Annotated in this window: 16 protein-coding genes; 3 read left to right on the forward strand and 13 right to left on the reverse strand. The window is 58.9% G+C overall.

Features of this window, described 5'->3' with window-relative positions; all coding sequences use genetic code 11:
- Positions 1 to 10 precede the first annotated feature (10 nt).
- The 13 genes from QWU00_RS04770 to QWU00_RS04830 form a co-directional block, all read right to left on the reverse strand.
- Complete coding sequence (locus QWU00_RS04770) at positions 11 to 328, reverse strand: hypothetical protein (protein ID WP_150395665.1); 318 nt, start codon at positions 326 to 328, stop codon at positions 11 to 13.
- A gap of 1,449 nt (positions 329 to 1,777) precedes the next feature.
- A complete protein-coding gene (locus QWU00_RS04775; protein ID WP_035378401.1) occupies positions 1,778 to 2,236 on the reverse strand; it encodes a hypothetical protein in 459 nt (152 codons plus the stop codon).
- 20 nt (positions 2,237 to 2,256) lie between these two features.
- A complete protein-coding gene (locus QWU00_RS04780; RefSeq protein WP_006558949.1) occupies positions 2,257 to 2,694 on the reverse strand; it encodes a phage tail fiber protein in 438 nt (145 codons plus the stop codon).
- A 2-nt stretch (positions 2,695 to 2,696) separates the two neighbouring features.
- Positions 2,697 to 3,854 (reverse strand): DUF3383 family protein, encoded by a 1,158-nt coding sequence (locus tag QWU00_RS04785; RefSeq protein ID WP_035378398.1) that lies wholly within the window; start codon positions 3,852 to 3,854, stop codon positions 2,697 to 2,699.
- Entirely contained in the window at positions 3,851 to 4,693 is an 843-nt protein-coding gene (locus QWU00_RS04790; protein WP_150395666.1) for a phage neck terminator protein, read from the reverse strand. Before QWU00_RS04790 ends, QWU00_RS04785 begins: the two co-directional genes overlap by 4 nt.
- Complete coding sequence (locus QWU00_RS04795) at positions 4,657 to 5,031, reverse strand: hypothetical protein (protein ID WP_035378396.1); 375 nt, start codon at positions 5,029 to 5,031, stop codon at positions 4,657 to 4,659. The genes QWU00_RS04790 and QWU00_RS04795 overlap by 37 nt, the downstream gene beginning before the upstream one ends.
- Positions 5,028 to 5,738, reverse strand: coding sequence for a hypothetical protein (locus QWU00_RS04800; RefSeq protein WP_035378394.1), 711 nt, complete (start codon positions 5,736 to 5,738; stop codon positions 5,028 to 5,030). The genes QWU00_RS04795 and QWU00_RS04800 overlap by 4 nt, the downstream gene beginning before the upstream one ends.
- 265 nt (positions 5,739 to 6,003) lie before the next feature.
- Entirely contained in the window at positions 6,004 to 6,507 is a 504-nt protein-coding gene (locus tag QWU00_RS04805; protein WP_035378388.1) for a DUF4054 domain-containing protein, read from the reverse strand.
- A gap of 29 nt (positions 6,508 to 6,536) precedes the next feature.
- Entirely contained in the window at positions 6,537 to 6,857 is a 321-nt protein-coding gene (locus tag QWU00_RS04810; RefSeq protein WP_035378386.1) for a hypothetical protein, read from the reverse strand.
- Between the two features lie 101 nt (positions 6,858 to 6,958).
- On the reverse strand, positions 6,959 to 7,996 hold the full coding sequence (locus tag QWU00_RS04815; protein WP_035378384.1) for a major capsid family protein: 1,038 nt from the start codon (positions 7,994 to 7,996) through the stop codon (positions 6,959 to 6,961).
- A complete protein-coding gene (locus QWU00_RS04820) occupies positions 7,993 to 8,496 on the reverse strand; it encodes a structural cement protein Gp24 (RefSeq protein ID WP_035378381.1) in 504 nt (167 codons plus the stop codon). Before QWU00_RS04820 ends, QWU00_RS04815 begins: the two co-directional genes overlap by 4 nt.
- A 3-nt stretch (positions 8,497 to 8,499) precedes the next feature.
- Positions 8,500 to 9,972 carry a DUF2213 domain-containing protein gene (locus QWU00_RS04825; RefSeq protein WP_231551614.1) on the reverse strand — a complete coding sequence of 491 codons (1,473 nt, stop codon included), beginning with the start codon at positions 9,970 to 9,972 and terminating at the stop codon, positions 8,500 to 8,502.
- Positions 9,973 to 10,095: 123 nt separating this feature from the next.
- On the reverse strand, positions 10,096 to 11,703 hold the full coding sequence (locus tag QWU00_RS04830) for a DUF1073 domain-containing protein (RefSeq protein ID WP_231551613.1): 1,608 nt from the start codon (positions 11,701 to 11,703) through the stop codon (positions 10,096 to 10,098).
- 321 nt (positions 11,704 to 12,024) lie between these two features.
- Between QWU00_RS04830 and QWU00_RS04835 the strand changes: the two genes are divergently transcribed.
- The 3 genes from QWU00_RS04835 (at position 12,025) to QWU00_RS04845 (ending at position 13,875) form a co-directional block, all read left to right on the forward strand.
- The gene (locus QWU00_RS04835; protein WP_231551612.1) at positions 12,025 to 12,987 is read left to right on the forward strand and encodes an alpha/beta hydrolase; all 963 of its coding nucleotides are present in this window, start codon (positions 12,025 to 12,027) and stop codon (positions 12,985 to 12,987) included.
- Positions 12,988 to 13,119: 132 nt separating this feature from the next.
- Positions 13,120 to 13,272, forward strand: coding sequence for a hypothetical protein (locus tag QWU00_RS04840; RefSeq protein WP_156105400.1), 153 nt, complete (start codon positions 13,120 to 13,122; stop codon positions 13,270 to 13,272).
- 57 nt (positions 13,273 to 13,329) lie between these two features.
- Positions 13,330 to 13,875 carry a Dabb family protein gene (locus QWU00_RS04845; protein WP_035378377.1) on the forward strand — a complete coding sequence of 182 codons (546 nt, stop codon included), beginning with the start codon at positions 13,330 to 13,332 and terminating at the stop codon, positions 13,873 to 13,875.
- The last annotated feature ends 4 nt before the right edge of the window (positions 13,876 to 13,879 follow it).

A 13,879-nucleotide genomic window follows, 5' to 3' on the forward strand; every position in this document is an offset into this window, starting at 1 on the left:
AGGAAAGATATTATACAGCCCCATGCGTGGCGAGACTGCTAAGAGTATGGCTATCGCCTCCGCCAAGGCCACGCAGCACATGAGCAATGTCCTGCGGGTTTCCTGATGGCACGCTAATGGTGACAGGCCCAATATGTGTGGTGTTCTGCACTGGGGCTTGTGCCCCGTAAACAGGAGCGGCCGGAACACTGACCGCACGCAGCATGGGAGAATTGGGCAGAAACGGCTGTAGGGCTTTTAGGGTATCCGAGAAGAAAACAGGATCTTTCCCGCTGTGGCGTACTTGCGGCGCAGACGGACATGCAGGCGAAAATGTTCTGCGAGCCATTGACGCAGCAGGGGCACGGGAAGAGGTGAAAACTGAAGATGAAAAATGTTTTTTAGTAGGAAAGGATCTTCTCTGCTCTTGCATAAAAGAGAGGGCGTGCAGAGGCCGGGACGCAGAAACATGGTTTTTCAGTGCGGGGTGATGATCGCCACGAGAGGGTGAGGTGGAACGTGGTAGTGGAGGATTGGAGGCAATAGGCGTAACGTGAAATCTTGGAGTATTTGGTGCTGAAAACCTACTTTGAAAATAAAAGAGCTTTCTCTGCAATGCAGGTTTCTGCGTCCCCAAAATGGGGGAGTGTTCCGCCAAGGCAAGATAGGACTGAGTGGAATTGAGAGCTTTACTTCTGCTTCGGGTATCTCTGCTGGATGGAAATGTGACTAGCGTATTCCGTGTGGCTAGGTGCTGTAGTGGATGCGAGGGAAAAAGGGGAGCCCTTGCACCCGAAGTAAAAGAGGTGTCAGGAGAAATAGAAGACTCCCCACTACGATAAGAAGCATCTGCCCCCTGGGAGGAAGCGCTCGCAGTGTCCCTGATGTCTGATTTTTGCGAAATATCTCTCTTTTGCAACGCAGAATGGAAAATATTTTGCGTAAGATGTGTTGTGGTGTGGAGGAAATAACGGGGAGAAACAGATCTGTGTGGCGTTGTGCTGCCCGCAGAAGAAGACGATACCGCACGGGAAGGATGCCGCAGCAGACGCTGGGGGCGTGTGACAGACTGCCCCGCCAGAGATGCTGGCCACGGTGAAGACGAACGAGGCTGGGGTATAAAGACTGGTAGTGGCGTATGCTGTTGTTGGCGTGGGAGTAATGGGGACGCTTTGGGTTCTGCCATGTGAGATGGAAGTGGACCGCGCAGCGCATGAGGTGCCTCTGAAAAACGGTTCAAACCCGTAGAAAAACTGGAAGAATGGGGCCGTTTGGTATTTCCGCCCTGCCGCAAAGAGGTTGGTGCATTTGCTTTCTGGTTGGTCTGCGAAAGCTGTTTCAGAAGGTTTGCAAGCCCGCGACCACCGGCGAGCACACCCAGAAGGCCGATGGCCTCCTTACGCATATGGCGTAAAGAAGAAGCCGCCTGATGACTTGCTTTTCTGCTTTGAGTAGTGGCCGTTTGCGTCTTTTGGGCCAGAGCATCCAGAACAGTAACGGCCTGCTGGGCATCTTTCTGGAGGGGAGAGGTATCCAACCCAAGGCGGATGACCAGTTCATCCAGAACGGTTTCAGACATTGGGACTGTTCCTTGCGGGATATTTCAAAGCCGCCACTAGCCGGGAAGACAAAGAGACTACGTGCCGTTAGGGGACTGAGCGGGCTTGTGCTGTGTTCCAGTTGGTGACGGAGACGACTTCAAGCAATGTGTAAAGGTCCTCGCTATCATAAACCGTTTTCAGGTCTTTCAGGCTGGCCAGACCGGATGAGAGGACAACCGACAATGCGGGAGAAATATTTACACACTGGACGGGGGGGGGGCTGCCTCGCCCAGCAGGGCCGCCACAACGGGGAAAAGCTGGTGTGCGGCGGCCAGTAAAAAACCCACATGCAGACGGAACACTTCAGAACGCACCATGCCCAGTGTTTCCGGTTCTTCAAAATCGGCGGCAATAACGGCGCGGGTCAGATCCGGGTTGGCGGGGTCGGGGCGGATGGTGACGCACTGCATCAGGCGGTTGAGGGCGTTATCAAGATCGGTTTCTTCCATGAACCCGAAAATCTCTATCCCCAGACTGGCCAGTCCGGCCACACCGGCCTCTGCCAGATCAGCCCCGATGCGTGCGCCGCCACGTATGGCAGCCTGAAGGGTGTGCCGCGCCCACTGATCTGCCGCGAAGGCATCCATGCGGGTCAGGCAGAAGCGTTTGCCGTGATCGGCACCGGGTTTGCTATGTGTGTAATCGATGGTTTTCATGGGCTCTTCCTTTCTGCCGCTTAAATGGCGGCGGGCAGAACACGCTCCCACGTGATTTCAAAATGCCGGGCTTCCAGCACGCGGCCTGCGCCGGGAATGCTGACAATAGACCGCAGCAGGCCACGCACCATGGTATATTTGCGGCCAATAGCCGGAATCTGGATTTCAGCCCCCATGCGGTACAGACCTCGGCGGGAGTCCTGCGCCATGACAATGGCTTCAAATACCAAAGCACTTTCACTACTGGCGGCCAGCGCAATGGTCTGCGTTACGGGGTTGGGCACCCAGCCTGCATTGAGGTAGCCATCAATGCTCATGGCCGTTTCAGCCAGTTCACGCGCTTCTGTTTCAAAAGCACGGTCTGCGGCGTAGTTCTGCAATGTTATGGGCGCGTTATACAGACCCGGCACCGTGATGGTAAAAACCGAGTTGGCGGCTGTAATATCATAATCGGCCATAATTACTGAACCTCTACCGATGCCAGAGTGAGGGACTGCACGGACTCTCCATCCGTGTAGAAGAAGCGCCCCTGCACGGCGCCACGGCTGGCGCGGGTGCTGGCGGAAGCGGAGGACGCGCCGGGCAGCAGATACCAGCCACGGGTGGAGAGCACGCTATCAATGGTGCGGCCTGCCTGTGCGTTGACGGCCTGTGCCTCCGCCGCGGAAAGGGTGACATTGGGCTGGATGGCCCCGAACGCCAGGGCGGTATCAATGGTGCCCTGCACGGCAGTGGCGATCAGGGAATCCCCTTGTGCGGTATAGGGAATTTGGCCAACGCTGGAGAACAGGGTCAGCAGCTCTGACTGGAAGCTGGCGTTCATCCATATCTGGTTGATGTAGCTGTCTGCCCAGCCGAACGGACCGGAGACCGCCCCGTTATTGAGAAAACTGAATGTGCTGTCCGTGCTTTTATAGCTGCCGTAAAAGCTGTAGCCGTTAGCCAGCAGGGCCTCTGCCTGAGATGGCGTGAGGTTGGCCGGGGTCACGCCGCCATTGTTGCGGAACATCAGGGTGGTGCGGCCACCCGTGCGTTGCGGGTTGAGGCTGGCCGCCCAGCCCAGACACAGCGCCCCGGCCAGCAGGCCCGTGCCATCCGTATTGCACAGGCAGGTCATGCCGGGCGTGGACTGCGCCTTGACGGTTGAACCGAAACTGTCGGTGGCGTTGGGGCTGAGGATCGTGGCATCTGCATCTGGCACAACACCCCAGTATCGGTTGGGGTTGGCGGCCATCCAGGTAGCGATTTGTGTTTTTGCAGCGGCTGAGGGTTCCTGTGCAAACAGGAACGGTGCCCAGTCACTCACCGTTGCAGCAGCGGTGCTGAGGTAAGTGCCGTATTCTGCATCCGTCGGGGTGGCATGAATTTGAAAAATATAGAGTTTTTCAGGCGTATCCTGCGCGTTGGTATAGGCTGAAAAATACACGCTGGCGATGGCGGCTTCCGGGCTGGAAGCGCCACATAACGTTGCGACATCCGCCGCCGAGGTGAACACTGAAACGCCGGAGGACAGCGCGACATGCGTGGAGAACAGCATGCCGGTCAGCAGACTGACAGTGCCACCGGGGGAGATCACGCCCGGCGTGACGGAAACAAGGGAACTGATGGGTAGGGTCATGCAGAGGGCTCATCCGTGAGGGTATCTGCGCATATCAGCGCAAGGCTGGCGGCGCTGGCCGTGGTGGTGGGAAGCGTAAGAGTGGTGCGCACCTGACAATGCAGGTCCAGAAGCCAATGTTCTTCAAACTGGCGTTCACCATTTACAAAAGGCATCTGCCGTGGCGGCCCGGCATAAAGTGGGACAATGCGGGCCGGTGCGTAGCATGAAGCGGCCGGTTGTGCCGGGACCGATGCCGGAAAGGCGTTGCAAGGCTGTGTATTCTGGCATGGAGCGTTTTGAGGAAACGCCTCCGCGCTGGGAGGGGGCGTGCGTGATAAGGGTGTAAGAGGGCCCGGTTTCGAGGCTTCAGCCGGGAGAGAAACAGATTGAGCGGCAGCGTGAGGTTCTGGTGCGATGGGAGCGTATTTTTCCAGCCACTCTGCTGCTGTGCCGAGAGACGATTCTGCATCTGAGGACTGTTCTTCCTTATTATTTTGAAACAGGTTTTCAAAATAACGGCATGCCCAGTCCGTGCGAAACAGGGTAGCGATACTCTGGGCGTTATCCCCCGCGCCGGGCCCGAAGATGCTGACCTGCACCCTCACCTCCTCCGGCACGCTCAGGGTCGTTATGGTTTCTGTTTCTGTCTGGGCGACAGTAGCGAGGGGCTGGCGTGTGAGAAGAGTAAGCAGAACGAACGGGCCTGCGGGGGCGACGGTGCGGTTCTGCTGTGCCAGTTGCACCGGCAGACCTGGTGGCAGAACGGCACGGAGGAACTCCCTTAGCGCCGTGGTGATGCTGGCCGTAACGGGCTGGATGGTCATGACAGTTGCCGGGTGACGAGAAGTTTGGACCATTGGCCGCCTCCCCATGTTTCGGGCTGGCTTGTGACCAGCCATTCCGCGCCTTCAAAAAACAGACTGTCTCCCCCAAACTGATGGGTACGGTTCAGCCCTTTGATAAGACCGGGCAGATAGACCAGGCGGTTTTCAGAACTCTGGTTGAGCCCAGCCGTTTGTATGAGATCCGCGCTGGTGGCGGCCTGCACCTTGATGGTGACAAGCACATCCGTATAGCACGGCTGCACGGAGCCATCTGGCAGCGTGATGGTGCCATCCTGCACCCGCAAGGTGGCTAGGATTGATGGCAGCAGAGCCATGGTGGCCGCTGCCGCGATGCCGAACAGGCCATTCATGACTGCACCTGAAAAGAGACGCTGTTTAGAAGTGTTTTTGTGTCCTCAAGCGGTTTATCAGACCCTTTATGGTGGATGGTAGCCGGGCTGTTGGGTGGCGTATGGACGGCCTGAATGGCGCTGGTGATGCTGGCCTGCATGGCTTGGCCGGTGCGCTGCAAGGCAGTGGTGGGCATGTGCAGGATACGACATGTAGCCTCTGGTTGGTGGCTCGCTTCGAGGCTTTCAGCAAGAGCCTGGCGGAAGATTTCTTTCCATTTTGGAGCATCCTGCGCCATGGCCGCCCGCATGAATGGCCGGGGCGGAATAACGATGGATACGGCACCGCTCCGGTGTGTTGTCTTGCGGATGACAGCACCAAATTCCTGCACGGCAGCAATGGCAGCGACCGGCGTGCCATCCGGGTAAGATCTGCCCCGTAGAAACCCTGCTTTTACTGATGCGGTGCAGGACGTGGACGCTGCACCGGATGATGGGTTGCGTGCTGTGCTTTGGAATGACGTGTTTGACAGGTTGGGATTCTGGGGATGTGAACCAGACATTTCCGCATACTGTGTACCGGTTGAAGCAGAGGGGCCTGTTGTTGCGTGTGAGGGCTGGTTCCCCTGCGTGGCGGGAGCCGTATCAACACCGGGCCGGGACGTTCCGGCGGCCAGCATGCGCAGGAGGGTACGCGCCTGTGCTCCGCCTTGCAGCGTAAGGATCATGCAGGTGTCCTGTCTGTGAAAAACCTTGAGGAATAGCGGACGAAAACGCTGATGGAGCACCCGCAATGGTTTTGGGAGCGGTGGTTGAGAGGCCACTACGCAAAAGGGAGCGCAATTTTGAAGGGTGGAAACAGGTTTTGCACCCTGATGGGCAGGTGTCTGACCCAGATACCAAAGGGCTCTGCGGTGCAAAAGGACTATAGAGTTCTATCTTTGACCATTTTACAAAACCTGTTTCTGTAAAATGTAATAACGGGAGTTTATATTATCCCGGCACATAGCGGGCGGTGCGGAGGAAGGCGGTGGCTGCCCAATAGGCAGCACCATAAGGCGTTTGCATCCACCATCCCTGAGAGCCTGATACCGGGCCTGCATCGGCCTGAACCTCGATACTGCCCATGCGCGCGGACGTGATGCGGCCCACAAGTGTGGGCTGGCTTTGCGGTGTTTCCACTATTTGCGGACCACCGGATGCGGTGGCCTGCGACCATCCTGCCGCAGGTGTTCCGTTGGCCTGTGAAAGAGGGCTGGCAGGGCAAGAGAGTGTGGGAGCGGTACTTGAGCCAAGCCCCAACTGGGCCAGATGGGCGGTAATCAGCCCGAGCAATTCCGCCCGCTGGGTGAGATTGCGCACGGGGGACGTATCATCATTGGGGAGGAACAAGCTGGCGAGGCTGAAACAGGCCTGTGCGCCTTCCGCCCCCACACTGGCGAACAGGGGCGGGTATCTCTGCTGCCAGAGGGTGAGGCAAAAAGGGGCACTGGGCATTATGACGTATCCGTTCTGGCGGGGTTTATTCAGGCGGGGGTGATGCCGGGGGCCGGAGTTTGCGGGTTGATAGGTTCCAGACCAGTGCGAAGGGCGGCGTGTTCGCGCGCCTGCGCTGCGGCTTTGTCAACCGTAGGTTGCGCAAAGATCAGCCCCTGCTGCAAGGGCGGAAACGCTGCATACTGGCGGGACCACGCTGACCAGAAATCTGCCGGGACAGGGGTAAGGCCATAGCCGCCCACCACGGCGGAAGCGCGTGTGCCAGCCAGTGTGTGGCGGGTTTCACCCAATGCCAGAACAAGGCCATTGGGCAGTTTGCAGCCAATGGTAACGGTTGCGGGTGATGCCATAGGGAAGATCCGTCTGTTCGGGAAAATTTTAGGGAGGGAGATGTTTTTTCAGAGGTATTGTGAAAGCTCTGTGTAAAAACATCCCCTTGCGGGCGTGTGGTTTACAGGCCTGTCATGGTGGCAATGCCAGCGGGCATGTAGATGATGGCGCCCCATGTGCCCTGCGAGAGTTTCTGCTTCCAGGCGGAGGCATCTGTCACCACCGCGTGGGCGCGCAGTTTTTCCGTAAAGGCGGTTTCCGCCGTTTTCTGGGCGTCCACATGGTCGGCCATGATCTGCATGGTCTGCACGGTGCTGCCGGTTGCATCTCCATACTCAACAGCCTGCACAAAACGCAGATTGGGGTAGGTATCTTTCAGCAGAGAAGCTGCAGAAAGACCAAAGCTGTTACGGCGGGTGAGCAGGCCCATGCGCGTGGGGGAAAGGCCCAGCACCATGGGAGTTTCCGTATCCACCAGCCCGGCGGTCTGTTTACGGAGCTGGTTGATGAGGGCGATCACATCATCCTGCCGTTCTTCCGGCGTGGCGGTATCCCACGTTGTGCCGCCTGCGGCCTTGATGGCGGGCGTAATGGCGGCGGGCAGGCGTGGATCATTCAGGTAGCCATACAGGCGCAGGCCACTGACACCGAAAAAGTAAGTCTGGTTCTGGAACTTATTGAGCTTGAGGGCTGCGGCTTCACGTAGGCTGGCCACCCATTGCAGGCGCGCCTGCCCTGCCAGCGCCAGTTCCATTTCCCCCCAGGAGAGGAAGACCTGATAGTGGTAGGACTGACGTTCAGGGTAGGAAGGGTTGAGGCTGACCTGCCCGTTTGCGTTCCAGTCCCCATAACTGCTGATTTCACCAGTGGTTTCAAGCATGGGGAAAATGGCGGTGCGGGTAACCCAATCGCCCTTGCGGACCTCGCCCAGCAGTTCTGCCGCGCGCATGGGGGCGAAGGCCACCTTGATGAGGGCCGGATCAACCCATGCGCTCATGAAAGCCGGAATACCGGCATTGGCACTGGTGGACAGGGCAGGCTGGGCATCCAGCGCCATGGCATCTGTTGCCAGCAGCGCGTTGGCGATCATGCCGCGGGCCTGCGGCATGATGAAGCCAAGGCGGTTGAGTTCCGCTAGTTCTGAAGGGAAGAGGCTCATACTGCGTGGCTCCATGTGGAGAGTTTGACAAGTTCACCCGCGCTACAGGTGGAGGCGGTGACAAAAGACGTTTGCACGGCATCTGGCACTGTGCTGCCCGCCGTGCCGGTGGCGATGCTGCCGTTGGAGGTGGAGGCAAACACTGCCTGCCCCGGTGTGGCGGCCGTGGTGCTGGTGGCCCAGAAATCCCCCGCCGTGAACAGGGTTACGGGAAAGCCTTCTGGAATGATCAGGCTGGCTTCATCAGAAAAACTGCTGATCTGGCCTGTAATGTCACGATGCACAAAACCATCTGGCGCGGTGGTGGTGCCGTTGGGCGGGGTGTTGGCCACGCTGCGGCCATCACTCTGTACCCACCCGAACGCGCCTACTGCACAGCCGCCGCTGGCGGCCACCAGAGCGCCCTCGCCTGCAGGGAAGGTTGCGGTGGGGTTGAGAGAGGCGAAATCTCCCGGCACGGCAGGCGCGGGCTGGCTGGTGATCTGTGTCTGAAACGCCATGAGTTATGCTTTCACCGTAATACGGTTGAGACCGAATTCTTCACGGAAGGAAACGGTTTTTGAGGAATCCATTCCCAGTGCAGCGCCCTGCCCTGCTGACTGCGTTTGCGCATGCAGACGGGCGAACTGCTGGAACAGCGGCTGAAGCGCGGCTTCTGGCAGAGCGGTGGTGTCCACCCCGTTTTCACGCAGGGCAAAACCATAGACAGCGGCGGCACTGTCCATGGTGACATCCCCCACAAACGGGCGCACTGCGGCGCGGGCCGTGTGCAGGGCTTCCATGCGGCGCATGGCCCCGGCCTCGGCCTGCTGAACGGCCTGCGCGATGGCGGCATCCATGCTGAGGGCGGGCTGAGCCGCCGTGCAGGACGGTATGGTGGTAGAGTGCGGTTGGGTACCGCCTGAACCTGCCAATGGTGCCGCTGCTGGCAGGGAAGATACGGTTCTGGCGGTGGCTTCAGACGATGCTGCATTGGGCGTGTGTGCAGCAGCCGGAATGGCTGAGGCGTCTGTCTGCACGGAGGAAGATGCGGCCGGATGGGTGTGAGAGGTGGCGTGTGCGTGTGTGGGCATGGCCTGCCTTGTGCTGTTGGATGTGAGGGCGCCCTGTTGCAGGCAGGGCTGCGACGAACTGGACGGGGCCGTGCCGCCTGATGCGGCGATGAACGAGGAAACAAAGGCCGAGGATGGCTGGATGGCCGGAGCACGCACGCCAGCCATGGACGACGGACCGGAGAGTCGCGCGCCGGTGTGGGGCCTTTTGCCGTTTGCGCGTGACGAAATGGCGGGAGACGCATCACCAATGATGGCTGTTTTGACACGAGGTTCCGTGACAAGGGCGAGGTGATTGAAGACGATATCCGCCATGACAAGTGTGTAGGGCGTGCCGTCATGCGTGCCCGTTTGCGCGACAGCGCGGTAGCGGTATCCGGCAGAGACGGCTTTCTGCTGGCCGCTCTGAATGGCGGCAATGGCAGCGCTTTGCCAGATGGTCAGGCTGCCGATCAGATTGGGCGGGGTGAAGTGGACATCACTGCCCACCGCGCCGACTGTCAGCATGCTGGGGTGGGCCTGCGCGGAAACCGGCTGGTGCCGCATGAGGATGGGTTTGCCCGCCATGCTGGCCGCTGCGGCCTGTAGGGCTGTTGCGTCCCGATACACCTGATATAGCGCATTCGGATCAAGGCCGAGGGCTGCGGCGTTCGGAATTTCGTGCCCGTAATAGGGGCAGACCGTGGCTGCGGAAAGGATGCAGGCCGCAATATGCAGGTGACCATCTGCATCTATGCGCCGCACGGACCGGTCCAGCGCAAACTCGACTGTGCCATGTGGCGGCCCCGGGGCTTCTGCAGTTTGCGGCTGAGTGGAGGCAGCGGGACTGGTGGTAATCGATGTGAATGGCCGCGCTAACTGTGGGGAAGCAAGAGGAGCTGGCGTTGACGCAGATAGAGCGTGGACATGGGACTGAGGGGTCATGCAAGGTACCGGAGGAAGGAGCGGGAAACCGGAAGGAACTGCCGTGCCGATATGGCAGAACCTGCTTCTGAATCTGCATTTTGCAAAAAGGGGAAGCGTGACAAAAAAGTATGGTCTGAACGTTTAGAAATTGGGCGTTCTGTTTGCGGGGATGCCATCGTAGGGGCTGTGCAGATCATGGGCCGTGCGGCTGCGGGCTTCCTGAGGGGTGACGATGCCGGCGCGGATGTTCTGGGCATCAATTTCCGTGCGGGTTTTCTGCACGTTAGCCTGTGTGGCCTCATCCATCTGCCACAGGGAGGCAAAGCTGAAGGTGATATCCGGGTCAATCTCGCCCCACAGGTTGAGCATGATCAGGTGCAGGATGGTGGTAAGCGGGGTGCGGAATACGTTTTCCTGAAAGGCGTGGATGCGGTCATAGAAAACGCGGATTTCACCTTCTGCCGAGGCGTTGAGCCCGCTGGGGGTAATACCCGTGAACTTGACCAGCGGTTCCTGCGCAACGCTGCACATCTGTTCCTGCGCCTGGGCCTGCAAGCGGTCCAGCCCGGAGAGCGGTGCTGCCAGAAGGTCCAGTTTTTCACGCTCCTTATCCAGAACGAACGTGCCGCGATTGGACCGGAAGCGGTTGAAGGCTTCCACTCGGCTGAGCAGGCCCTCCGGGTCTTGCGCGTAGGCCGCCATATCCGTTGAGAGCGCGACGATGGAAAAGGCGTTGAGCAGATCAGACACGGACTGACGGGTGCGCAGCCAGTTGTTGACATAGGGCTGGGCCATCTGGCTGAGGGACAAACCCCCGAAATTATAAGCCGGTTTAAGAATATCCGGCACATCACGCGAGACAAAGCGCAGAAGGCGTGTGCTGTGGATCAGGCTGCCCTGCACCCACCAGTGGGTCGGCTGGTAGAAATCCGGGCTGAGGGGATCTGTCGTGCCGTAACTGTCTGGCGTGGTCCATACGGGGTCTATGGGCACAAGGGCGCGCAGGGTGCCTTTGCTCACGGTTTCCGGCTTGAGAAGCAACGGGGCTTCACGCCCGCCGGTTGTCTGGCTGAGGCCGGTATCAACATACAGCAGGCCCATGCCGTAATAGCCATCATACTCCGCCATGCGGCGCAGCACATCACGCACGTTCAGGCGGGTGAATTCAGCCTCGATTTCGGCAATGCGGGCCTGTTTGGTGGTTGCGCCCCGCGTGCGGAACACAATCCATTCGCGCGTGGCCTCCGTGGCGATCACTTCCACCATGTGCCGGTATTCCGCCCGCTGAGCCAGTTCAGCCAGATGCGGATAACCGGGAAAAACCGTTCCTTCCCCTGCGGCGTTGCGCAGCCAGGCCAGTGTGGCGGGCTGGCTGCTGGCGACGCTATCAAACGCCAGATGGGTGCGGTTATCGCCGCGCACGCCTTTTGGGGGCTGATAGGGGCGAAACTGCGCGTGCGGAGGAGATGGTGCGTTGGAAGAACACAAGGCATCTGCCATGCCGTTTGGCAGAACGCCATTTGCAGCAGGTTTGCGCAGGTGCTGGCCAAGAGGGGGCGTGAGCGTGGGTTCCCGTCGGTCTGGCTGAAACGTGCGTGTGTGCGGCAAGGCGTGTGAAAGTCGTTTGAAAAAGCTTTTGAATGGTCCTGTTGTTTGAGGCGGCCTGTTTTCCGACCGTGCTTCCGGGAGGCTTTTTTCTGGGTCAGGCTGCTGCGGGCTGGCAGGACAGGCTGGAAAAAATGGCGGCATGTGCCCTCTTGCGTGATGGAATGGCATGGACGGAAAGCGGATAACGAGGCGGAGAACCGGATGAGCGGTTTTCTCCCCGGGGCGCTTGGCAGGAAGAAATGCAGCGCCATGCAGCAATTTTGCGTGTGCGGAAAAGTGCTATGGGAGGCAGCAATGGTCCGCTCGTTAAGCCAAGCGTGGGTGTTTTTTGAATGTTATTGTGTGCTCACCGGGCACAGGCTGATGTGTGACAGATATGAGACCACGTATTTTTTGGTTTCGTTTTTGTAAAAAACCGGGTGATACTCCAGCACTGGCGGCGTGACGATTGGGAGAGATGGCGTGAAGTTGAGAACGCGTGTGGTGGGTGCCCTGATGGCCGGGGCGTTAATGGGGGCATCCGGCTTGGCCCACGCGGCGACAGATGAGGATATTTCCGCCCCCGGCCCGCTTGGGCTGCTGAAAGGCACCCTGACCCGCGCGGGGAACAATGCGCCCGTGATGTTGATACTGCCTGGTTCCGGCCCGACAGACCGGGATGGCAATAATCCGCTGGGGGTAAAAGCTGCCACCTATAAGCTGCTGGCGGAAGGGTTGGCGGCGCAGGGTATCTCCAGCGTGCGTGTGGACAAACGGGGATTGTTTGCGAGCCTGGCCGCCGTTGCCAACGGAGACAGTGTGACCGTTGACAACTACGTTCAGGACACCCGCAACTGGATGACCAGTATTCAGAAACAGACGGGCGCGCATTGTGTCTGGCTGATGGGCCACAGTGAAGGCGGGCTGATTGCGCTGGCCACGGCCGCGGCCAACCCGGCACAGATTTGCGGTGTTGTGCTGGTGGCAACCAGCGGCAGGCGTGCCAATGACCTGTTAAAAGCCCAGATGGCTAAAACGCCTTTGTCTTCTCAGGTTAACCGGATTGTTGATGCTCTGGCCAGCGGGCAGCAGGTGGATGTGAGCGCAGAGCCCCCGCACCTGCGCGCAATGTTCCGACCAAGCATACAAGGGTTCTGGATAAGCGCGTTTTCATATGACCCGACGGACCTGATTGCAAAAATCAAGCTGCCGGTGCTGATTATGCAGGGCGAGCGTGATTTGCAGGTGGGTGTGGAGGATGCGCAGAAGCTCAAGGCGGCAGACCCGGCGGCCAAGCTGGTTTTGCTGCCGGACACAAACCATGCGCTGAAAACGGTTTCTTCCGATATTCCGCGCGAAAATCTTGCGACCTATGCAGACCCCAACCTGCCATTAGCCCCCGGCGTGGTGGACTCGATTGCGGGCTTTATCAAAAAAACACCGTAAGGCGTGGGATGGCGTATGCCGGTGGAAGACAGGGTCAGGACGCCTTTCTCAGCAAGGGTCGGACGGTGGCAAGGAATACGCCTGAGACGCTGCTTCCAAAAAATCTGGTGGTGAAAAAGGCGTGGGTGTTCTGTGGCTGATAAAGAGGGCTTGGCCGCCATGAAACGGGGATCTTGGAGCGGGCAGATAAGGCTTTCAGGTGTAAGCCGCCCCGCCTGCTCTGACCTGCTGATTTTTAAAACCGTGCCTAAAAAGGAAGACCCGATTGCGCTAGGCGCGTTTTGAAACACCCTTTAAGCTGTGCTCCGGTTTCTCTGCAACACGTAAGGTTTTTCTGTTTTGATGATGCGCTGTTCTCGCATATTTGCACTTTCCTCCCTGATGGTTGGGGCTCTGATAACAGGTGTGCCCGTAGTGGCCCCGTATATGGCGCGCGCTGCTGCCGTGCCCTCGCTGGATAAAGCCGCGCAGGCTGTACAGGCTCTTGTGCAGCAGGTGGGGGAAGACCGCTTTACCGCGCCAGATTTTCGGCCCGGTGTGGTGCGACATATGGTGATGTTTCAGTTCAGACCAGAGACCACGCAGGCACAGCGGCAGGAGGTGACGCGCCGTTTTCTGGCGCTGGCTCAGGCTTCCCGCCGCCCTGATGGCAGCGCTGTCATTCAGGCACTGGAAGCTGGGCCGCAAACCAGTGGGGAAAATGCAGATCTGGGGTTGGATTACGGGTATCTGGTTACGTTCCGATCAGAAGGGGACAGGAATTATTATGTGGGCCGCCCTATTGTGCAGGGTCACGGCCATTATGACCCCGCCCATGATGCCTTCAAGGCGTTTGCCGCCCCTTATCTGGCCAAGGCGGTTGTGTTTGACTTCACGGTAACGCCGTAACGGA

Source organism: Acetobacter tropicalis (assembly GCF_030644465.1).
In the GTDB taxonomy this organism is placed as follows: Bacteria; Pseudomonadota; Alphaproteobacteria; order Acetobacterales; family Acetobacteraceae; genus Acetobacter; species Acetobacter tropicalis.